This is a genomic window from Lentzea flava (genome assembly GCF_014648475.1).
Lineage (GTDB): Bacteria > Actinomycetota > Actinomycetes > Mycobacteriales > Pseudonocardiaceae > Lentzea > Lentzea flava.
The window spans coordinates 1-18,832 of sequence record NZ_BMRE01000091.1 but is presented as its reverse complement, the minus strand read 5'-3'; the positions used below and the strand labels follow the sequence as shown (position 1 = coordinate 18,832).

The 18,832-nt window shown below is 68.1% G+C and carries 20 protein-coding genes; 8 read left to right on the top strand and 12 right to left on the bottom strand.

Annotated features, from left to right (window positions below):
* Positions 1–76: 76 nt before the first annotated feature.
* Positions 77–1,276, top strand: a complete 1,200-nt coding sequence (locus tag IEZ09_RS44020; protein ID WP_189259821.1) for a cytochrome P450 — start codon at positions 77–79, stop codon at positions 1,274–1,276.
* 159 nt (positions 1,277–1,435) lie between these two features.
* On the opposite strand, the gene IEZ09_RS44015 is transcribed toward IEZ09_RS44020, so the two are convergent.
* Positions 1,436–2,905: a peptide MFS transporter gene (locus IEZ09_RS44015; RefSeq protein ID WP_189259820.1), complete on the bottom strand. Its 1,470-nt coding sequence runs from the start codon at positions 2,903–2,905 to the stop codon at positions 1,436–1,438.
* 180 nt (positions 2,906–3,085) lie between these two features.
* Here IEZ09_RS44015 and IEZ09_RS44010 point away from each other — a divergent pair, with 180 nt between their 5' ends.
* Both IEZ09_RS44010 and IEZ09_RS44005 read left to right on the top strand, forming a co-directional pair.
* On the top strand, positions 3,086–3,619 hold the full coding sequence (locus IEZ09_RS44010; RefSeq protein ID WP_189259819.1) for a TIGR03086 family metal-binding protein: 534 nt from the start codon (positions 3,086–3,088) through the stop codon (positions 3,617–3,619).
* Between the two features lie 85 nt (positions 3,620–3,704).
* Entirely contained in the window at positions 3,705–4,367 is a 663-nt protein-coding gene (locus tag IEZ09_RS44005; protein ID WP_189259818.1) for a glycoside hydrolase family 75 protein, read from the top strand.
* A 302-nt stretch (positions 4,368–4,669) separates the two neighbouring features.
* Here the strand turns inward: IEZ09_RS44005 and IEZ09_RS44000 are convergent, their stop codons facing one another.
* Entirely contained in the window at positions 4,670–5,170 is a 501-nt protein-coding gene (locus IEZ09_RS44000; protein WP_189259817.1) for a GNAT family N-acetyltransferase, read from the bottom strand.
* A complete protein-coding gene (locus IEZ09_RS43995) occupies positions 5,167–5,667 on the bottom strand; it encodes a DUF4262 domain-containing protein (RefSeq protein WP_370467807.1) in 501 nt (166 codons plus the stop codon). Before IEZ09_RS43995 ends, IEZ09_RS44000 begins: the two co-directional genes overlap by 4 nt.
* A 127-nt stretch (positions 5,668–5,794) precedes the next feature.
* Between IEZ09_RS43995 and IEZ09_RS43990 the strand changes: the two genes are divergently transcribed.
* Both IEZ09_RS43990 and IEZ09_RS43985 read left to right on the top strand, forming a co-directional pair.
* The gene (locus tag IEZ09_RS43990; RefSeq protein ID WP_189259815.1) at positions 5,795–6,631 is read left to right on the top strand and encodes a helix-turn-helix domain-containing protein; all 837 of its coding nucleotides are present in this window, start codon (positions 5,795–5,797) and stop codon (positions 6,629–6,631) included.
* Positions 6,628–6,798, top strand: coding sequence for a DUF397 domain-containing protein (locus IEZ09_RS43985; protein WP_189259814.1), 171 nt, complete (start codon positions 6,628–6,630; stop codon positions 6,796–6,798). The genes IEZ09_RS43990 and IEZ09_RS43985 overlap by 4 nt, the downstream gene beginning before the upstream one ends.
* 56 nt (positions 6,799–6,854) lie before the next feature.
* Here the strand turns inward: IEZ09_RS43985 and IEZ09_RS43980 are convergent, their stop codons facing one another.
* The 5 genes from IEZ09_RS43980 to IEZ09_RS43960 all read right to left on the bottom strand — a co-directional run bounded on the left by IEZ09_RS43980 (position 6,855) and on the right by IEZ09_RS43960 (position 11,528).
* Positions 6,855–7,604 (bottom strand): YebC/PmpR family DNA-binding transcriptional regulator, encoded by a 750-nt coding sequence (locus tag IEZ09_RS43980; RefSeq protein ID WP_189259813.1) that lies wholly within the window; start codon positions 7,602–7,604, stop codon positions 6,855–6,857.
* The gene (gene pdxT / locus IEZ09_RS43975) at positions 7,601–8,227 is read right to left on the bottom strand and encodes a pyridoxal 5'-phosphate synthase glutaminase subunit PdxT (RefSeq protein WP_189259812.1); all 627 of its coding nucleotides are present in this window, start codon (positions 8,225–8,227) and stop codon (positions 7,601–7,603) included. The genes IEZ09_RS43980 and pdxT overlap by 4 nt, the downstream gene beginning before the upstream one ends.
* Before the next feature lie 162 nt (positions 8,228–8,389).
* Positions 8,390–8,686, bottom strand: coding sequence for a hypothetical protein (locus IEZ09_RS43970; protein ID WP_189259811.1), 297 nt, complete (start codon positions 8,684–8,686; stop codon positions 8,390–8,392).
* Positions 8,687–8,858: 172 nt separating this feature from the next.
* Positions 8,859–10,202, bottom strand: coding sequence for an amino acid permease (locus IEZ09_RS43965; RefSeq protein ID WP_189259823.1), 1,344 nt, complete (start codon positions 10,200–10,202; stop codon positions 8,859–8,861).
* Positions 10,203–10,340: 138 nt separating this feature from the next.
* Positions 10,341–11,528, bottom strand: a complete 1,188-nt coding sequence (locus tag IEZ09_RS43960; RefSeq protein WP_189259810.1) for a trans-sulfuration enzyme family protein — start codon at positions 11,526–11,528, stop codon at positions 10,341–10,343.
* Positions 11,529–11,602: 74 nt separating this feature from the next.
* Here IEZ09_RS43960 and IEZ09_RS43955 point away from each other — a divergent pair, with 74 nt between their 5' ends.
* Positions 11,603–12,043 (top strand): Lrp/AsnC family transcriptional regulator, encoded by a 441-nt coding sequence (locus IEZ09_RS43955; RefSeq protein WP_189259809.1) that lies wholly within the window; start codon positions 11,603–11,605, stop codon positions 12,041–12,043.
* Between the two features lie 295 nt (positions 12,044–12,338).
* The gene (locus tag IEZ09_RS43950; RefSeq protein WP_189259808.1) at positions 12,339–13,823 is read left to right on the top strand and encodes a non-reducing end alpha-L-arabinofuranosidase family hydrolase; all 1,485 of its coding nucleotides are present in this window, start codon (positions 12,339–12,341) and stop codon (positions 13,821–13,823) included.
* Here IEZ09_RS43950 and IEZ09_RS43945 read toward each other — a convergent pair.
* Genes IEZ09_RS43945 through IEZ09_RS43935 form a run of 3 tightly spaced genes read right to left on the bottom strand, consistent with a single transcriptional unit; the run spans position 13,820 to position 17,249 of the window.
* Positions 13,820–16,219 carry a helix-turn-helix transcriptional regulator gene (locus IEZ09_RS43945; protein WP_189259807.1) on the bottom strand — a complete coding sequence of 800 codons (2,400 nt, stop codon included), beginning with the start codon at positions 16,217–16,219 and terminating at the stop codon, positions 13,820–13,822. The two genes, IEZ09_RS43950 and IEZ09_RS43945, sit on opposite strands and share 4 nt — an antisense overlap.
* A 47-nt stretch (positions 16,220–16,266) precedes the next feature.
* A complete protein-coding gene (locus tag IEZ09_RS43940) occupies positions 16,267–16,575 on the bottom strand; it encodes an AzlD domain-containing protein (protein WP_189259806.1) in 309 nt (102 codons plus the stop codon).
* Positions 16,554–17,249 carry an AzlC family ABC transporter permease gene (locus IEZ09_RS43935; RefSeq protein WP_189259805.1) on the bottom strand — a complete coding sequence of 232 codons (696 nt, stop codon included), beginning with the start codon at positions 17,247–17,249 and terminating at the stop codon, positions 16,554–16,556. The genes IEZ09_RS43940 and IEZ09_RS43935 overlap by 22 nt, the downstream gene beginning before the upstream one ends.
* A 57-nt stretch (positions 17,250–17,306) precedes the next feature.
* Between IEZ09_RS43935 and IEZ09_RS43930 the strand changes: the two genes are divergently transcribed.
* Positions 17,307–17,861, top strand: coding sequence for a helix-turn-helix domain-containing protein (locus IEZ09_RS43930; RefSeq protein ID WP_229813478.1), 555 nt, complete (start codon positions 17,307–17,309; stop codon positions 17,859–17,861).
* Here the strand turns inward: IEZ09_RS43930 and IEZ09_RS43925 are convergent.
* Positions 17,842–18,702 carry a hypothetical protein gene (locus IEZ09_RS43925; RefSeq protein ID WP_229813477.1) on the bottom strand — a complete coding sequence of 287 codons (861 nt, stop codon included), beginning with the start codon at positions 18,700–18,702 and terminating at the stop codon, positions 17,842–17,844. The genes IEZ09_RS43930 and IEZ09_RS43925 overlap by 20 nt on opposite strands.
* Positions 18,703–18,832 lie beyond the last annotated feature (130 nt).

Here is an 18,832-nt window from a genome sequence, read left to right as displayed (position 1 = left end):
CATGGACACCCTCGTCCCATGCCTGGACCCAGGCCTACCCCTTGGAATCAACCATCTAGGTGACCCGTACGCGCGAGTGATCGTCTCTCCGCCCGACCGCGACCCGTACGCCATGTACGAGAAGGTGCGCGCGCAAGGCGACATGGTCCGCAGCAAGATGGGCGCGTACGTCAGCCCGTCGCACGAGATCTGCAATTCGGTCCTGCGGGACAACAGGTTCATCACCGCAACCTTCGACGAGGCGTCGATGGTGCCGATCACGCTGGTCAAGGACGGCGAGAAGATCGTCAACCCGGTGCAGGACTCGTTCCTGATGATGAACCCGCCCCACCACACGCGGCTGCGCAAGCTGGTCCAGCCGTTCTTCACGCCGCGGGCGCTGAAGGACCGCACCGCGTCGATCCAGAAGATCGTCACCGACTACCTCGACCGGCTCGACGGCAGGTTCGACGTCGTCACCGAGTTCGCCGCTCAGGTGCCGATCCAGGTCATCGCGGACCTGCTCGGGGTGCCCGACGACGACAAGGCCACATTTGCCCGATGGGGCAGTGCGCTCGCGGAGACGCTCGACGGCGTGTGGTCGTACAAGCAGCTGAAGAACCTGCACGCCACCATCATCGAGTACAACGACTTCATCGACGGGTTGATGGACGAGCGCCGCCGCAACCCCAAGGACGACATCGTCAGCCACCTGGTGACACAGCACGCGGACCTCAGCCGCGAGGATCTCGTTGCCACGAGCGGGTTGTTGTTGTTCGCCGGGTTCGAGACGACGGTCAACCTCATCGGCAACGGTGTCCTCAAAGCCTTCGAGAACCCGCACACCGTCGCGCCGCTCGCGCAGAGTCCCGAGTACGCCGAGGGATTCGTCGAGGAGGTGCTGCGGCTCGACCCGCCGGTGCAGTACACGATCCGGTGGGCGAAGGACCGTCTCGAACTGGCCGGGGTCACGTTGCCGAAGGGCATGCCGGTGATGCTCCTGCTGGCGGCGGCGAACCGGGACCCGCGGGTGTTCCCCGACCCGCTGAAGTTCGACCCGACGCGGTCCAACGCGCGCGAGCACCTGGCGTTCTCCGCGGGCATCCACTACTGCATCGGCGCGGGGCTCTCGCGGATCGAGGGCGCGATCGCGTTGCACGAGCTGTTCAAGCGGTTCCCGGACCTCGCGCCCGACGGACCGGTGGCGCGCAGGAAGTCGAAGCTGATTCGCGGCGCGTTGCGACTTCCGGTGCGGGCGAACGAGACCAAACGGTCACTGGCCGTGAAGAACAGCTGACGTGGGGCGAAATCCGTCGCAACACGTGCTCGACTTCACCCGGCTGGAGCAATGTTCGTACCCCAATGACACATCTGCGTAGTGCATCCTTGAAGGCGAGAGGGAGACCCGCCGCACCGCCGCCGCGACGGGCCTCCCTCTCGCCTTGTTCCAAGGCTTTTACTCGACGCCCGCCATCAGCTTGCGGATCGCCGGAGCCGCCACGGCCAGCGCGACGCCGAGCACGACCGCCGCGCCGCCCAGCGTGAAGAAGTACGCCGACGGGCTCGTCGTGTAGAACTTCACGAGCTGCGCGGCCACCCCCGTGCCGGCCGAGACCGCGAGGAACCACAGGCTCATCGTCTGCGACGCGAACGCCTTGGGCGCCAGCTTCGTCGTGACCGAGAGACCGACCGGCGACAGCATCAGCTCACCGCAGGTCATGATCAGGAACATCACGATCAGCCAGAGCGGCGTCACCTTGCCGTCGGCGGCCGAGTTGCTCGCGAAGTACATGAGCACGAACGACAGACCGACGAGCACCAGCGCACCGGCGAACTTGCGCGGCGTGGACGGCGCGCGGTCGGCGAGCTTCAGCCACAGCCACGCGAACACCGGCGCCAGCACGATGATCATGATCGGGTTGATCGACTGGAACCACGCGACCGGGAACTCCCAGCCGAACACGTGGTTGTCGACGTGCGAGTCGGCGAACTCCGCGATGACAGAGGCGCTCTGCTCGAAGATCAGCCAGAACATCGCGGCCGCGACGAACAGCGGGATGTAGGCGAGCACGCGCGGCTTCTCCACCGGCAGCGTCTTCTTGCTGCGCAGCATCACGGTGAAGTACGTGATCGGCAGGACGATCGACATGACGCTGATCATCAGGATGACGCCCTCGACGCCACCGAGGAAGTACGACACCACACCCAGCACGCCGATCGCGACGACGACGGCGGCGATGAGGCCGTAGACGCGGCCCTTCTCCTGCTCTGGCAACGGGTTCGGCGCCACCGCGGCGGAACCGCGCAGATGCTTGCGGCCGAGGCGGTACTGGATCAGGCCGAGCGCCATGCCGATCGCGGCGACCGCGAAGCCCGCGTGGAAGCTGATGCCGTCCGCCAGCGCGCCGGTGATCAGCGGCGACACGAAGCCACCGATGTTGATCGCCATGTAGAAGATCGTGAAGCCCGCGTCGCGACGCGTGTCGTGCTGCTCGTAGAGGCCGCCGACGACGGTCGAGATGTTCGGCTTGAGCAGACCCGTGCCGAGGACGATGAAGACCAGGCCCAGGTACACGCCCGCGATCCCGATCGGCAGCGCCAGCGCGATGTGGCCGCACATGATCAGCACGCCGCCGTAGAACGTGGCGCGCTGGCCGCCGAACACGCGGTCCGCGAGCCAGCCGCCCGCCACACCGGACATGTACACGGCGGTGCCGTAGATGGCGACGACGGACAGGGCCAGCGCCTTGTCGACGCCCAGGCCACCCTCGGACACCGCCGTCCACAGGTAGAGGCCGAGGATGGCCTTCATCCCGTAGAACGAGAACCGTTCCCAGAGTTCGGTGAAGAAGAGCGTGGACAGGCCTCGGGGGTGACCGAAGAAACCCTTGTCCTGCTCGGAGATGCTGGCGCTAGGGGCGCTCACGTCATCGTCCTCTCGTGTCAACGATGTCACGGCGGGGGTTCGGCGCACATTACGCCGAACGCTCGTACGGTTTGCAGCCGGGGTTGCGTCTGAGTGGCCCAACTCTCTCGCCGGGGTGCGTAATTGAGCGGGATTTGATGCACTGCTGGGGTGGACTTGATCCAAGCGCACGGACTGGCGATGACGGAGTTCGACAAGCGGGTGCGCGCGATCGCACCGGATCAGTGGGCGCTCGGCACGCCCTGCCGGGAGTGGTCGGTCAGAGACCTGGTCGGGCACCTGGTCTACGAGCAGCTCTGGGCACCGGAGCTGCTGGCCGGCTGCACCGTGCACCAGGTGGGCGACCGCTTCGACCACGACAACCTGGGCGACGACCCGCTGGTGTCGTGGGTGGTCGCGGCCGCGGCGGCGCGCGAGGCGTGGCTGGAGCCGTCGGCGTTGTCGAAGCGGGTGCACGTGTCGTCCGGCGTGATCTCCGCCGAGGAGTACTGCTGGCAGATGACCACGGACCTCGCCGTGCACGCGTGGGATCTGGCGCGGTCGATCGGTGCCGACGAGCAGCTGGACCCCGACCTGGCCTCGACGGTTCTGAAGTACGTGGAGCAGAACGTCGACCAGTGGAGCGGGACTTCGATGTTCGACTCACCGGTTCCGGTCGCGCCGGACGCGGACGACCAAACACGACTGATAGGACTTCTGGGACGTAAGCCCTAGCGTCTTGACACCCGCAACCTAGGTTGCGCACAGTAACGCTACCGCCGCTTTCAGTCAGGAAAGTTACCTGTCGAAAGAGGTGGCAATGCGCAAGCTCGCCCCAGGGCTTCTCGCTGTGTCCGCACTCGTGGCTTCCGTCCTGGCCTCCCCCGCCGCCCAGGCCGCGGGCCCCACCGCCGCGCAGCTGCTGGCCAAGCTCACGTCGTGCCAGCAGATCTCGAACGGCAAGTACCGCACCGACACCGAGACCGCCGCGACCATCCCGGTCTGCGGCAAGAACGGCGCCGTCTGGTACAAGGCCGACATGGACATCGACTGCGATGGCCAGCCGACCACGAAGTGCAACAAGAACACCGACCCGTGGTTCCAACCCGACACCGCCTTCCACGACTCGAAGGGCAAGCCGCTGGTCGCGGACAAGCTCCCGTACGTGGTCGTGCCCAGCCCCAGCGGCACCTGGGACTACCGCAAGCACGGCATCCAGGGCGGCGGGGTCGTCGCCGTCATCTACAACAACAGGGTCGACTACGCCGTCGTCGGCGACACGGGGCCGTCGAACATCATCGGTGAGGCGTCCTACGCGTCCGCGGTGACGCTGGGCATCAACCCGAACCCGAAGAACGGCGGCACCGACGGCCCGGTGCACTACCTCTACTTCAAGAACTCGAAGGTGTCCCCGATCGAGGACCACGGCAAGGCCGTCTCCCAGGGTGAGGCCCTGGCGCAGAAGTTCCTGAACGAGAACTGATCGGCCGGTCGTACTTGAAGCGCCCCGCTTCGCATCCCCCTCTGCCTCCTGCGAGGCGGGGCGCTCCTCCCCCGGTCGCGGCCTCCCAGATCCCCCCGGACTGGCCGGCCGCACCGCCTTTCTACAGGGTGATCGTTGTCCGGTGTCGGAGCGTGTGCACCGGACAACGACCTCCGGACAACGTTTCGGCCTCGAACACGCACTGGCCCCGCCGCAGGATGCGCCGGGGCCAGTGGGTGCCGGACGGATCAGCCGACGTGTGATCGACGTCCGCACCGGTGAGTGGTCGTGGGTGAACCAGGTCAGAACCCTGCCAGGGTCTCGTGACCGGCCCCTGAACGCGAGATGACCTTCTTCTCCAGTGTGACGCACCTGATGCCGACGGCGTCCAGGTGTTCAGCGGCTCGAACGAACCCGGCGCTCTCGTAGAATCTGAGGTTCCCGTCGCTCTCGGCACCCGTGAAGAGCCAGACGACCGTGATCTCCGCGGGCGCCTGCGCGCTGATCGCTTCGAGCAACCGCCTGCCGACGCCGGCGCCCTGCACGTCGGGCGCCACCGACAACCGGGCCACCTCCATGCGGTCGCCGTCGATCCGGCTGCGCACCGACCCCACGAGCCGCGGCCCGTCGAACGCCCCCAGCGCGGGCGTGCCGTCCCGCAGGTGGTCGGAGATCTCGTCGAGCGTCTCGACCAGCGGCGGCAGGTCCCACGCCCCGTACCGGCGGGCCTCCTGGAGGTAGGCGGCGCGCTGGATCGTAATGACCTCGCCGGCGTGCTCCGCCGTGAGCGGTCTGATGTTCACGGCCCGGTGACTCCTGGCGTCCAGCTCTCCGGCAGCCCGCTCTCGGTGAGGATCAGCTGGTGATCGTGGAACCCCTCCGGCGCGTCGGGCTGCCACGGCCAATGCCCCTGCGGCGTCGGCACGATGATCTGCACGGCCGCGAAGTCCGACCCGTCGTAGAGCAGGTACGCGCTGCCGAAGAACTCGGGGTAGAAACCCTTGTACACCCGCTCGAACGTGACCGGCACACCCTCGAAGAACCCGTAGTAGAGCTGTCCCGGCACGAACCGCTCGCCGCCACTCGCGCGTTGCACGTAGAGGTTGATCAGGTTCTCGCCCATGCCCTGCGGCAGCCCGATCACGACGGCCTCCGCGACCCCGAACCGCCGCCACGCCCCCACCGAGAACACGTATCCCGCGCCTTCGGCGTCCGGGTTCACGACGATGTTGGTGTGGCCGTGCCGGTCGGCGGCGGAGAGCAGCCGGGCACGCAGTTCGATGTCTTCGTCGGAAAGCACGACATCCACCCTACGGCACGTTTTCCGTGCCATTGCAAGGCTTAGAGCTGCTCCAAAGCTCCCACCTTCAGGCAGATTTGGCGCGAAACGATGGAGTTCCGCCCGGTTCGGCTCCTAGCGTTCCTCCATGCCCAAGAGGTCATCCAGCGTGGTGGGCCGCGAGTTCGGAAACGGCGTCCGCAAGGTCATCGAACGGACCGGCCTCACCCAGCGCAGACTCGCCGAGCTGCTCGGCTGGCAGGAAGCCAAGATCTCGGACCTGCTCGCCGGGAAAGGCGGGTGCACCGAGACGGAAGTGCGCGAACTGCTCGCGTACTGCCGCGCGCCCGTTGCTGAACGGGAACACCTGCTCGCGCTTTTCCGGGAGTCGGGAAAGGTCTGGCTGCAGATTCCCGCGGACGGTGTGCCGGACCAGGTTCGCACGCTGATCGAGCACGAGAAGGAAGCCAACGAGATCATCTGCTGGTCGATGATCCTGGTGCCCGGCCTGCTCCAGATCCACGAGTACATCGAGGCCGTCACCGCCAAGGCGCAGACCGTCTCGGCGGACAACAGGGCGGCGACCGTGGCCGCGCGGGCCGCGCGGGGGAAGATCCTCGAAGGCAGCCGGAAGTTCACCTTCTACGTGCACGAGCAGGCACTGTGGCTGCCGGTCGGCGGCCTCGACGTGTGGCGTTCCCAGCTGGTCCACCTGCTGCAACTTTCGGTGCGGCCCTACATCACCATCCGGATCGTGCCCCGGTCGATCGGCGTCCACGCGGGTGCGTCCGGCGACTTCCGGCTGATGAGGTTTCCGAAGTATCCGTCCATGGTTTACGTCGAGAGCCTCAGATGCTCCCTGTTCTTTGACGACAAGGAGACCGTCGACCTCTACGAGAACGTCCTGAAGGACCTCGCGACCGTTGCGCTGGATGAGGCAGGATCGAGGGAGGTGATCAACAGCATCTTGGAGGGCCTCCAATGACCAACTGGCGCAAGAGCAGCTACAGCGGCGACGGCGACAACTGCGTCGAGATCGGTCGTGGCGTTGGCATCCGCGACAGCAAGGCACCGACCACCCACCTGCCTGTCTCGGCCGATGCGTGGTCGGCGTTCCTGGATGTCGTTCGCCGGGACCACCGCGCAGCTTGAACGCGAAACGCCGGCCACACCCGAAGGCGCGACCGGCGTTCCCGAACGATCAGGCGTCAGCCGACCTCGGCCATGACCTCGTCCGACACGTCGAAGTTCGCGAAGACGTTCTGCACGTCGTCGCAGTCCTCCAGCGCGTCGATCAGCTTGAAGATCTTCTTGGCGCCCTCTGCCTCGAGCTGCACCGTGACCGACGGCATGAAGCTGGACTCGGCCGACTCGTAGTCGATGCCCGCGTCCTGCAGCGCCTTGCGGACCGGGATCAGGTCACCGGCCTCGGACACGACCTCGAACGACTCGCCGAGGTCGTTGACCTCCTCGGCGCCGGCTTCCAGGACGGCCATCATCACGTCGTCCTCGGTGGTGCCCGCCTTCGGCACGATCACGACGCCCTTGCGGCTGAACATGTACGACACCGAACCGGGGTCGGCCATCGAGCCGCCGTTGCGCGTCATCGCCGTGCGGACCTCGGTGGCGGCGCGGTTGCGGTTGTCCGTGAGGCACTCGATGAGCACCGCGACACCGTTGGGGCCGTAGCCCTCGTACATGATCGTCTGCCAGTCGGCGCCGCCGGCTTCCTCGCCGCCGCCGCGCTTGCGGGCGCGCTCGATGTTGTCGAGCGGCACCGAGTTCTTGCGGGCCTTCTGGATCGCGTCGTAGAGCGTGGGGTTGCCGTCCGGGTCGCCGCCGCCGGTGCGGGCAGCGACCTCGATGTTCTTGATCAGCCGCGCGAAGAGCTTGCCGCGCTTGGCGTCAATAGCGGCCTTCTTGTGCTTGGTGGTCGCCCACTTTGAGTGGCCGCTCATTTCTCCTCCGTCGAACCTCGGACCATGTCAACGAACAGGCGGTGAACGCGCTCGTCGCCCGTGAGCTCCGGGTGGAACGCCGTCGCCAGCACGTTGCCCTGCCTGACCGCGACGATCCTACCGGCGGCATCCCCCGCCTCAGCCGTAACAGGCACCGTAGCGAGGACCTCGACGTCGCCGCTCACCGCCTCCACCCACGGTGCGCGGATGAACACGGCGTGAACGGTCTCGCCGGCCAGATCAAGATCGGTTTCGAACGAGTCGATCTGCCGCCCGAACGCGTTGCGCCGCACGGTGACGTCGAGGCCGCCGAGCTGGTGCTGGTCCTCACGGCCGTCGAGCACGTTGTTGGCCAGCAGGATCATGCCCGCGCACGACCCGTACGCCGGGAAGCCCGACTTGATCTTGGCGCGCAGCGGCTCGAGCAGCTCGAAGTTGTCGAGCAGCTTGCTGATGGTCGTCGACTCTCCGCCGGGGATGACGATGCCGTCCAGCTCGTCGAGCTCTTCCGGGCGGCGGACGGGGCGTGCGGTGACGTCGCACTTGGCGAGCGAGACGAGGTGCTCCTGGACGTCGCCCTGGAGGGCGAGCACGCCGATGACGGGTGGGGCGGTGACAACCATGCTCACCAGCATATTTGAGGTGCTCGACGGCCCACCCGGTCCCCTATCTCCCACGGGGAGCTCGCCGTCGATGAACGGCGCTTTTGTGCACCTGAGGTGCACAAAAGCGCCGTTCATGACGGGTCTGCGGCGACGCGGCGGGCGCGTCCGCAAGTTCTGCGCTCAGTGCTCGTCGTAGTGCCCGTCGTGGACCGCGTGCCGATGCCCGTCGTGCACGTAGTCGACGTGGTCGGCGTGCGGGACGGCCACGTGGCCGCATCCGTCGCCGTGTGCGTGGGTGTGTGCGCCGTGCTCGTTGTGACCTTCCGGCTCGCACTCGTCGAAGTGACCGTCGTGCTCGCGGTGCAGATGGCCGTCGTGCACGTAGTCGACGTGGTCGCGGTGCGGCACTCCGACGTGGCCGCAGCCCTCGCCGTGGACGTGGGAGTGACCGGCATGTTCCAGGTGGCTCGTCGTCATGGAACAAGGCTGCTCCGACCCGCCGCGCGCCGCGTTTCCAGCCGCCCGACCGGGTGACACTCAACCGCGCAGCACCTGCCACCGGATCGCCGGATCCGAGTCAGCCACCACGAAAGGACCTCCTCGCCCACCGCGGGAACAGTGGTCGAGGAGGTCCCCAGGAGCACCCGAGTCAGTCGACGGAAACGAGCTCCTGCTGCGCCGCGGCGGTCTGGCGCGACTTCACGAAGCGCCAGCCCAGGAACAGCACCAGCGCGAGCACCGGGATCGACCAGAACGCGATCCGTTCGGCCTCACCGTCGGAGAACGCCATCTGCCCGATCACCAGCGCGAGGAACGCGAGCGTCAGCCACGAGGTGTAGGGGGCACCCGGCATCCGGTAGGACGGCCGTTCGATCTCGCCCTTCAACGCCTTCTGCCGCAACCTCATCTGGCAGATGATCAGCGTGGCCCACGTCGACACGACGCCCAGCGACGCGATGGCGATCGCGATGTCGAAGGCCTCCTTGGGCACGATGTAGTTGAGCACCACACCGAAGAGGTACGCGACACCGGTGAACAGGATGCCGCCGTACGGCACGTGCCGGGAGTTCATGCGACCGGTGAACGCGGGCGCCTCGCCCTTCTGCGCCAGCGACCGCAGGATGCGGCCGGTGGAGTAGAGGCCCGAGTTGCACGACGACAGCGCGGCCGTCAGCACCACGGCGTTCATGATGTCGCCGACCGCCGGAATGCCCAGCGCCGAGAACACGGTCACGAACGGCGATTCAGCACCGGTGTAGTGGTCCCACGGCAGCAGCATCGTCAGCAGCAGCACGGAACCGACGTAGAAGACCGCGATCCGGTAGACGACGCCGTTGATGGCGCGCGGCATGATCTTCTCGGGGTTCTTGGTCTCACCGGCGGCGATACCCACGAGCTCGATGGCCGAGTAGGCGAAGACGACGGCCTGCAGGGTCATCAGGGCGACGCCGAAGCCGGCCGGGAACAGGCCGCCGTGGCCCAGGGTGTTGCTCACCGAGGCGGTGGTGCCGCCGATGTCGGCAGCACCGATCACCAGACCGATGCCCGTGACGAGGAAGACCACGATCGCGGTCACCTTGATGACGGAGAACCAGAACTCCAGCTCGCCGAACAACTTGACCGACAGCATGTTGATCGCGATGAGCACGAACAGGGCGACCAGTGCGGTGACCCACTGGGGCAGGTCCGGGAACCACTTGTGCATGTAGATCGCGACTGCGGTGATCTCGGCGATACCGGTCATCGCCCAGTTCACCCAGTACATCCAGCCGGACGTGAAGCCCGCCCATGGGCCGATGAACTCGCGGGCGTACTCCACGAAGCTGCCGGCGACCGGGCGGTGCAGCACGAGCTCGCCCAGCGCGCGCATGACGAAGAACGCCGCAAGACCGCACACCGCGTAGGCCAGGATCAGCGACGGCCCCGCCTTGGCGAGGCGGCCGCCCGCGCCGAGGAAGAGGCCGACGCCGATCGCGCCACCGATGGCGATCATCTGCACCTGACGCTTGCTCAGCGCCTTGGTGTAGCCGTCCGCATCAGTTTCCAGAGAACTCACGAAGAGGTTCCTTCCGAAACGGAAAAATGCTCGCGTCGGAACCTCCCGCGCCCCGACGCGCTGTTGCGGGGGACCTTAGTGAGCGGCGGTCATCACCAAGTAATCATTTGGGGAAGGCTTAACGTAATCGACGTCACACAACGCCGAGTTCAAGTCGTCCCAAATGTCCTCGACGTGCTCGAGTCCCACGGAAATGCGCAGCAAATTCTCCGGAACGCCCGAAGCACGCAGTTCCTCACCGGGTACCAGCCGGTGGGTGAGCGCCCACGGGTGCTCGATCAGGGTGTCGACCGAGCCCAGCGACACGGCCGGGGTCACCAGCTTCAGCCGCCGCACGATCGACGTCGGGTCGCCGTGCACGCCGAACGCGATCATCGCGCCGGTGCCCCGCATCTGTAGTGACGCGGACGGGTAGCGCACGAACTCCACGGCGTCGTGCTCGGCGAGCCGGGAAGCCAGGATCGAGGCGGTCCGAGAAGCCGCCTCGACGCGCAACGGCAGCGTCGAAAGGCCTCGGTGCAGCAGGTAACCGCCCAGCGGGTGCAGCACGGCACCGGTGATGATCCGGACCTGCCGCAACGCCGCTGCCCGCGCGTCCGAGCAGGCCACGACGCCGCCGAGCACGTCGCCGTGCCCGCCGAGGTACTTCGTGCCGGAGTGCAGCACGTACTCCGCGCCGTGCAGCGCCGGGTTCTGCAGGATCGGGGTGGCGAACGTGTTGTCGACCATCACCGGCACCGAACCGGCCTGGCTCACGACGTGGGAGATGTCGACCAGGTCCAGGTTCGGGTTCGCCGGCGTCTCGACGACGATCAGCCCGGTGTCCGGCCGGATCGCGGAGGACACCAGGCCTGCTTCGACGTAGGTGGTGGAGACGCCAAGGAGACCGGACGACAGCAGGTGGTCGGTGCCGCCGTAGAGCGGGCGCACGGCCACGACGTGCGGCTTTCCTGCCATCACGCACGCTGCCTGGATCACCGCGGTGACCGCGGCCATGCCGCTGCCGAACGCGACGGCGGCCTCGGTGTGCTCCAGCGAGGCCAGCGCCTGCTCGAACCGGGCGACCGTCGGGTTGTGCAGCCGCGCGTACACCGGCGACGAGGCCTGTGCCGCGCCCGTGGCCCACTCACCCAGTGCTTCCCCGCCGAGTGCCTGGTCGGGCACGGGGTAGGTGGTGGACAGGTCGATGGGAGGTGCGTGCACGCCGAGTTCCGCGAGGTCGTCGCGTCCGCCGTGCACTGCGATGGTCTCGATGCGCGTCATGGCCGGAATGGTGGAGACTTCCTCGTCAGAACGGGCGGCGAACCGCAGCAGATTCGGCAGAACGGAGAGAAGCCGTGCTGGATTCGATCGACGAGGCCATCGTGCGGGAGCTGCGGAAGGACGCGCGGCTGCAGAACAAGGACCTGGCCGAACGCGTGAACATCGCGCAGTCCACGGCCGTGGTCCGGCACCGGGCGCTGCGCGAGCGCGGAGTGATCACCGGCTATCACGCGGAGATCGATCTCGGCGCGATCGGACGGCCGGTGCAGGCGATGCTCGCGTTGAAGATCCGCCCGCACACAAAAGAGATCGTGGACCCGTTCATGGCTTACGTGCTGAGTCTGCCGGAAACTCTTGCGCTCTCCCACGTGACCGGCCCGGAGGATTTTTTGGTGCACGTCGCAGTTTCGGATGTCGGCCACCTGCAACGACTTGTGCTCGACAAATTCACCAGTCGCCGAGAGGTGACCGAGGTGCACACGAATCTGCTCTTTTCGCACGTTCGCAAGTACTGAGCCAGGCCCGCGGAGGCCGCTCGACGACCGTTGGGGCCCCTCGCCGCCACTCGGCGTCTCACTTGGGCCATCCACCGGAAACCTGCGCGTTACATCTTGACGCGATCGATGTTATCGCTCACAGTCTCCTACACCTCACATCCCCTAATACTGCTGCCCGGTTCGTTCCCAAAATTGTTAGCGCTAACACGCTGCAGGCCGGGCCGTTGAGCGTGCGCGGACGCCGTCGGTCCGCGCGCCGATGCGGCCTGCCCTGAAACCGGCGTGTCCCCACGTGGCGAAAGGAAAACACGCGATGTCGGTCGGGTTTGCGCGTACTACGAGCAGAAGTCGTCGCCGATGGCGGTCCGGGCTGGCCGCCGCGGCAGCCGCAGCGGTCGTGGGCGGTCTGCTCACGGTCGTCCCCACCACGGCGTCGGCCGCCACGGTCGACACCAGCGCCTGGTACGTCCTGCTGAACCGCGGCAGCGGCAAGGCGCTCGACGTCAGCGGTGCGTCCACCACCGACGGCGCCAAGCTCGTCCAGTGGAGCCGCTCCAACGCGAACAACCAGCAGTTCCAGTTCGTCGACGCGGGCAGCGGCTACTACAAGCTGCGCGTGCGGCACTCCGGCAAGCTCGCCGACGTGCAGGGCGCCTCGACCGCCGACGGCGCCGCCATCGTGCAGTGGGCCGACAACGGCGGCGCCAACCAGCAGTTCAGGCTCGCCGACTCCGACAGCGGCTACGTCCGGCTGCTCAACCGCAACAGCGGCAAGGCCGTCGAGGTGCAGGGCGGCTCGACCGCCGACGGCGCCGCCGTGGTGCAGTGGAGCGACTGGAACGGCAGCAACCAGCAGTGGCAGCTCGTCCGGGTCGACGGAACCACCGGCACCTGCTCGCTGCCGTCGACGTACCGCTGGACGTCGACCGGCCCGCTGGCGAACCCGAAGGCAGGATGGGTCTCGCTCAAGGACTTCACGAACGTCGTGTACAACGGCCAGCACCTCGTCTACGCCACGACGCACGACACCGGCGACGCCTGGAAGTCGATGAGCTTCAGCCCGTTCACGAGCTGGTCCGACATGGGCACCGCGACGCAGAACTCGATGTCGTTCGGCGCCGTCGCACCGACGCTGTTCTACTTCGCCCCGAAGAACATCTGGGTGCTGGCCTACCAGTGGGGCTGGCCCGACACCTTCTCCTACCGCACCTCCACCAACCCCGCCGACCCCAACAGCTGGTCCGCGCAGCAGCAGCTGTTCACGGGCACCCTCTCCCAGGGCGCGCCGATCGACCAGACGCTGATCGCCGACGGCTCGAACATGTACCTGTTCTTCGCCGACGACCTCGGCAACATCTACCGGGCCAGCATGCCGATCGGGAACTTCCCCGGCAGCTTCGGCGCGAGCTTCACGAAGATCATGAGCGACACCGAGGCCAACCTGTTCGAGGCCGTCGAGGTCTACAAGGTCAAGGACCAGAACCAGTACCTCATGATCGTCGAGGCGAAGGGGACGAGGGGACGCTTCTTCCGCTCGTTCACCGCCACCAGCCTCAACGGCACGTGGACCCCGCAGGCCGCCACCGAGAGCAACCCGTTCGCCGGCAAGGCCAACAGCGGCGCCACCTGGACCAACGACATCAGCCACGGCGACCTCGTGCGCACCAACCCCGACCAGACCAAGACCATCGACCCCTGCAACCTGCAGTTCCTCTACCAAGGGCGTGACCCGAGCTCCGACGGCATCGCCTACGGCCTCCTGCCGTACAAGCCGGGCCTGCTGACCCTGCAGCGCTAACCGGCGAGCCGCAACGCCGGGGCGAGCTGATCACGGCCGTCGATGCCGAGCTTGCGGTAGACCTTGGTCAGGTGGATCTCCACGGTCCGCAGCTGCACGAACAACGCGGCCGCGATCTCCCTGTTCATCTTGCCCTGGGCGGCCAGCGCCGCGACCCGCCGTTCTGACTCGGTCAGTCCGGCGGGTCCGGCGGCCAGCTCCTGCCGGATCTGCTCGCCGAGGTTTTCCGCGCCGCAGTCGTCGGCGAGGTCCACGGCGATCCTGAGCTCGGCGCGGGCGGGCTTGACGCGACCGGCCAGGTGCAGTGCCCTGCCGAGCGCGAAGTGGCTGCGGGCCCGTTCCAGCAACGCGCCCGTCGCCGCCAGCAGCCCGACCGATTCCTCCAGCAGCGCAATGCCTTCCACGCCCTTGAGCACGCCCTGTTCCCGCAACACCGCCGCCAGCGGCAGCACCGCACCCGTCGACCGCGCCAGCGACTCCTCCGCGACGAGGTGGTCTCCCCCGAGCGGCAGCCGCCACGACGTGCTGTCACGGCCGCGCGCACGGAGCCGCTCACCGCAGTCCAGCAGGTCCCGCACGCCGTCCTTGCGCCGCTCGGCCGCGATCCGCACCCGTCCGCGCGCCGCCAGCAGCGCGGGTGCGCCGAACAGGTCGGGCACCTCGCCCGGCACGACCTCGAACACCTGCGCGGCGAGGTCCACCTCGTCCATGTCCAGCAGCGCCAGCGAGAGTTCGGTCAGCGCGGCGAAGACCGGCGTCGACATCCGGGCCGCGCCGCAGCTCTCCAGGACCGCCAGCGCCTCGCGGGCGTCGGACTCCGCACCCGCCAACCGGCCGAGATCCCGCAGACAGGCCGACCGCGCCGTGAGTGCCGCCGCGATGCACGGCCGGTGCTGCCACCTCCGCGCGATGGTCAACGCACGGTCCGCACGGGCGTACGCAGCAGCCAGCTCACCCCGTTGCCTCAGGAACGCGAGTGCCCGCAGGTGCGGGTCGAACTCGGCGGGCGTGGCGGGTACGACGTCCGGGTCGCCGACCGCGTCGGGCTCGAACTCCGGCTCCTCCCCCAGCAACGCCAGCAGCCCCGGCAGCGCGGGGTGCGCGGGATCCGCCTCGCCCAGGTGGTCCAGTGCCGCCGGGACGTCCACATAGGACTCGGCCTCGCCGAGTTCCGCCAGCAGCTCACCGGATCCGGGTTCGTCCATGGCCCGGCGCAGGTACCGGACGGCGTCGACGACCCGGTTGCGCGCGCGGGCCCGTCCTGCGGCGGACACCAGCACGCCGGTCACCCACTCCTCGCCCAGCGGCCGGGTCTCGACCAGGTGCTCGGCAACCGCCTCGGCCGACGCGCCCGTCTCGGTCAGCAACCGGGCCGCGGCGGCGTGCAGGTCCTGCCGTTCGGTGATGGTCAGCTCTTCGCGCAAAGTGTTGCGCAGCAACGGATGCACCAACGCGCCGTCCGCCGACAACAAGCCCATGCGGTGCAACGAAGCGATGGTTCCGGCGAGCTCGCACGGTTCGGTGCCGATCAGCTCGGCGACACGGGCCAACGTCACCTCGCCGCCCAGGACGGCCAGTGCGTGCAGCGCGTCGGGGGCGTGCGGGGCGAGGCGACGCAGCCGGACGTTGACGGTCGGCAGCAACGCCGGTGCGGTGAGCCCCTCGACATGACCGGTGTACGCGCGCACGAGGTGCAACAGCAGCAACGGGTTCCCGCCGGTCTCGGCACGGCAGCGAGCGACGAACTCGTCGTCGACGCGCTGCCCCAGCTCCTGTTCGACCAACGCGCGCACGCCGTCGAACGACAGCGCGTCCAGGCGGATCTCGGTGGTGCTCGCGGCGAGCAGCTCCTCCAGCGTCTGCGGTCCCGTGCAGCCCTCGCCCGCGCCGACCCCCGCCAGCGCGAACACCGGCAGGTGCTCGATGCGGTGCGGCAGGGTGCTCAGCCACTGCAACGACTGCTGGTCCGCCCACTGCGCGTCGTCGACGACGACGGCGACGGGCCGTTCGGCGGCCATGCGCGCAAGTGCGCGGTGCAGAACGTGGAGTTCGGGCAACGTCACCGGCCCCGGCTCGGCGAGCGTGTCGGACTGCCCCAGCGCGGCGGCGATGCGCGGCAGGTGCTGCACCTCCTCGCCCGGCGGCACGCAGACGAACAACCGGCTCACCAGCCCGAACGGCAGCTCCCGTTCGAGATAGCTCCCCCGCGCCGCCAGCACCGTGAACCCCCGCTGCGCCGCCAGGTCCCGCGCGGCGGTGAGCAGCGCCGTCTTGCCAGCCCCCAATCCCCCGGTGGCCACCACGAGGTGGCCATCACCCTCCGCCGCCGCGGTCAGCGCGCCGGCCAGCTGATTCGTCTCCCGGTCCCGCCCGACCAGTCCAGGTTTCGCAGCCATGGGTCCATCTGAGGCCGGGCGCCCATCGGCCGCCTATTGCGGAGACATCACGCCACCCCGAGGAGCCTCAGCCCCGCTGTGGTGGCCGCTGCCAGCACGATCACCGCGACGAACGGCAGCTTCCGCCACGCGGCGAGTCCGCCGACCAGCACGCCGATCGCCAATGCCCAGCCGCCGAACTGCTTGCCGTTCGTCAACGCCGACACCGCCACCAGCGCGAGCAGCAAAACGGTCGCAGAGGCCGTCATCAGTTCGTTGACCTTCTCCGGCAGCGTGACGCGGTCACGCAGCAGCGGTCCCGCGAACCGGATCGCGAACGTCCCCGCGGCGAGGATCAGGACTGCGGCGACGGGCACGGCTCCTCCTTCTTCGTCTTGAACACGAACAGACCGGCGAGCGCGAGCAGCACGGGCACACCCGCGGGCAGGAACGGCGTGGTCGCGAGCGCTATCACGGCACCAACGAGCGCCGCCTTGCGCGTCGCCGCGTCCTTCAGCGCCGGAAGGGTGAGCGCGAGCATCGCGGCGGGGAACGCCGCGTCCAGCCCGAACGTCGACGGATCGCCGAGCGCCTGCCCCGCGAGCGCGCCGACGAGCACACCGGTGTTCCAGCTGAAGAACAGCGCCACGCCGCACGCCCAGTACGCCGCGCGGGCCCTGGCCGGGTCCTTCTGCGCCATCGCGAAGGCCGTCGACTCGTCGATCAGCAGGTGGCTGCCGACGACCCGCGCCAATGGGCTCTTGCCCAGAACGTCCCCGATCGCCAGCCCGAACGGCAGGTGCCGCGCGTTGAGCACGAGCCCGGCCACCACCGCGGCGGCAGGGCTGCCACCAGCGGCGACGATGCCCACAGCCATGAACTGCGAGCCACCCGCGAAGATCGCCACCGACATCAGCACCGGCAGCCACCACGGCAGGCCGGAGCCGACCGAGATCGCGCCGAAGGAGGCACCGGTGACCGCGGCACCCAGTGCGACTGCGGCCACGTCACGCAGAAGCACGGCATCAAGAGTTCGCCATATCGAACGCATCACCCATTACGATGAACACTTGAACGGGTGTTCGTCAAGACGAACGGATGGACTTCTGTGTCGAACGCACCACTCGACCTGATCGCGGCCAACCTCCGGCGCGAGCGCGATCGCACCGGCATGTCGCTCTCCGAGGTCGCCAAGAAGGCGGGCATCGCGAAGTCGACGCTCTCCCAGCTGGAGTCCGGCGCCGGCAACCCCAGCGTGGAGACCCTGTGGGCACTGGGCGTGGCGCTGGGCGTCCCGTTCAGCCGCCTCGTCGAACCCGCCGTGCCCCGCGTCCAGGTGATCCGCGCCGGCGAGGGCCCGGTCATCCACTCCGAGCGCGCGCACTACTCCGCCACGCTGCTGGCGGCCTGCCGTCCTGGCACCAAACACGACATCTACTGGCTGGCACTGGAACCCGGCGGCGCCCGCGAGTCGGAGCCGCACGTGCCGGGCAGCGTGGAGCACATGATCGTCGCGTCCGGGCGGTGCCTGGCGGGGCTCGCGGAGGACCCGATCGAGCTCGGGCCGGGTGACTACATCGTCTATCCCGGCGACCTGCCGCACGTCTGCAAGGCGCTGGAGCCGGGGACCACCGCGATGATGGTCATGGAGCACACCGTCTGAGCGGGTTGCGTGCTGAGGTGGATGAAAGCTGCCGGAACAGCGTGCGCAGCCACGGTTCGGAGAGCGCGGGCTCGCCGTCGATCCCGCGCGCGATCATCCGCCGGACCTCCCTGGTGCGGCCGAGCGACACCAGGTGCACGGCCTCCGCCAACGCCATTCGCGTGCGTTCGTCGTGTTTGGCCTCGTGCAGGTACTCCCGCCACCGGTGCAGCTGGTACGACCACGTCAGCTTGTTCTGATAGTCACCGAAGTAGGACCAGACGACCTCGTGCAGCGACACGTTCACCACCGCCGAGGCCGGGAGGCGCCGCGTCCACTCGGTGTGCTGCTGCCAGCGCCAGATGTTCGGGCTCGTCTTCGTCCTCTGCGTGACACCGACGAACCTCAGCTTGCGGCGGATCACCGGCCGCGTCTCGCGCTCCTCGGCGATCCAGTCGTCCAGCAGCGTGAAGAGCTTCGTGAACGTCGAGCCGTGGTAGACCACGTCGACGAAGGTCACCGGGCGGTCGCGCCAGGCCAGCGACGCCGGGGTGATGCCGATCTCCGCGGCCAGTTCGCGGGCGCGCGGGACGTCGGCGTGGGCGATCGCTCGTCCGCGCTGGAACGACACCGGCAACCGCGCGAGGTTGCGGTCCGGCAGCGCTGAGCTGAGGAGGTCGAACATCGAGTCGAGCGACCGTCCGACGAAGACGAGGTCGCCGTTTCCGCTGCGCGCCAACACCTTTCCCGCGCACTCGGTCAGGTCTTCGAGGTACCACGGTTCCGGCGGCACGGCGAGGCCGTCGAGCAACGACCCCAGTTGGTCGGGCGCGACGAGATCCCAGCGGTACGGCAGGTTCACGCGGGCATGATGACCGCCCTCTTGACCACACCGCTCCTGATTTTCCGCGCTCGATGAAGGGCTCCTTCATCCACCTGAGCCCGGATCCACCGATGGATTGTTAGCGATCTTGGGTGTGGGTGTGAGTGTT

Bases quoted from the DNA above. Each gene is read 5' to 3' on its own strand.
- IEZ09_RS44010 (WP_189259819.1), top strand. From the start codon at position 3,086: ATGACGGAGTTCGACAAGCGGGTGCGCGCGATCGCACCGGATCAGTGG.
- IEZ09_RS44005 (WP_189259818.1), top strand. From the start codon at position 3,705: ATGCGCAAGCTCGCCCCAGGGCTTCTCGCTGTGTCCGCACTCGTGGCT.
- IEZ09_RS43990 (WP_189259815.1), top strand. From the start codon at position 5,795: ATGCCCAAGAGGTCATCCAGCGTGGTGGGCCGCGAGTTCGGAAACGGC.
- IEZ09_RS43985 (WP_189259814.1), top strand. From the start codon at position 6,628: ATGACCAACTGGCGCAAGAGCAGCTACAGCGGCGACGGCGACAACTGC.
- IEZ09_RS43980 (WP_189259813.1), bottom strand. From the start codon at position 7,604: ATGAGCGGCCACTCAAAGTGGGCGACCACCAAGCACAAGAAGGCCGCT.
- pdxT (WP_189259812.1), bottom strand. From the start codon at position 8,227: ATGGTTGTCACCGCCCCACCCGTCATCGGCGTGCTCGCCCTCCAGGGC.
- IEZ09_RS43970 (WP_189259811.1), bottom strand. From the start codon at position 8,686: ATGACGACGAGCCACCTGGAACATGCCGGTCACTCCCACGTCCACGGC.
- IEZ09_RS43965 (WP_189259823.1), bottom strand. From the start codon at position 10,202: ATGATCGCCATCGGTGGCGCGATCGGCGTCGGCCTCTTCCTCGGCGCG.
- IEZ09_RS43960 (WP_189259810.1), bottom strand. From the start codon at position 11,528: ATGACGCGCATCGAGACCATCGCAGTGCACGGCGGACGCGACGACCTC.
- IEZ09_RS43950 (WP_189259808.1), top strand. From the start codon at position 12,339: ATGTCGGTCGGGTTTGCGCGTACTACGAGCAGAAGTCGTCGCCGATGG.
- IEZ09_RS43945 (WP_189259807.1), bottom strand. From the start codon at position 16,219: ATGGCTGCGAAACCTGGACTGGTCGGGCGGGACCGGGAGACGAATCAG.
- IEZ09_RS43935 (WP_189259805.1), bottom strand. From the start codon at position 17,249: ATGCGTTCGATATGGCGAACTCTTGATGCCGTGCTTCTGCGTGACGTG.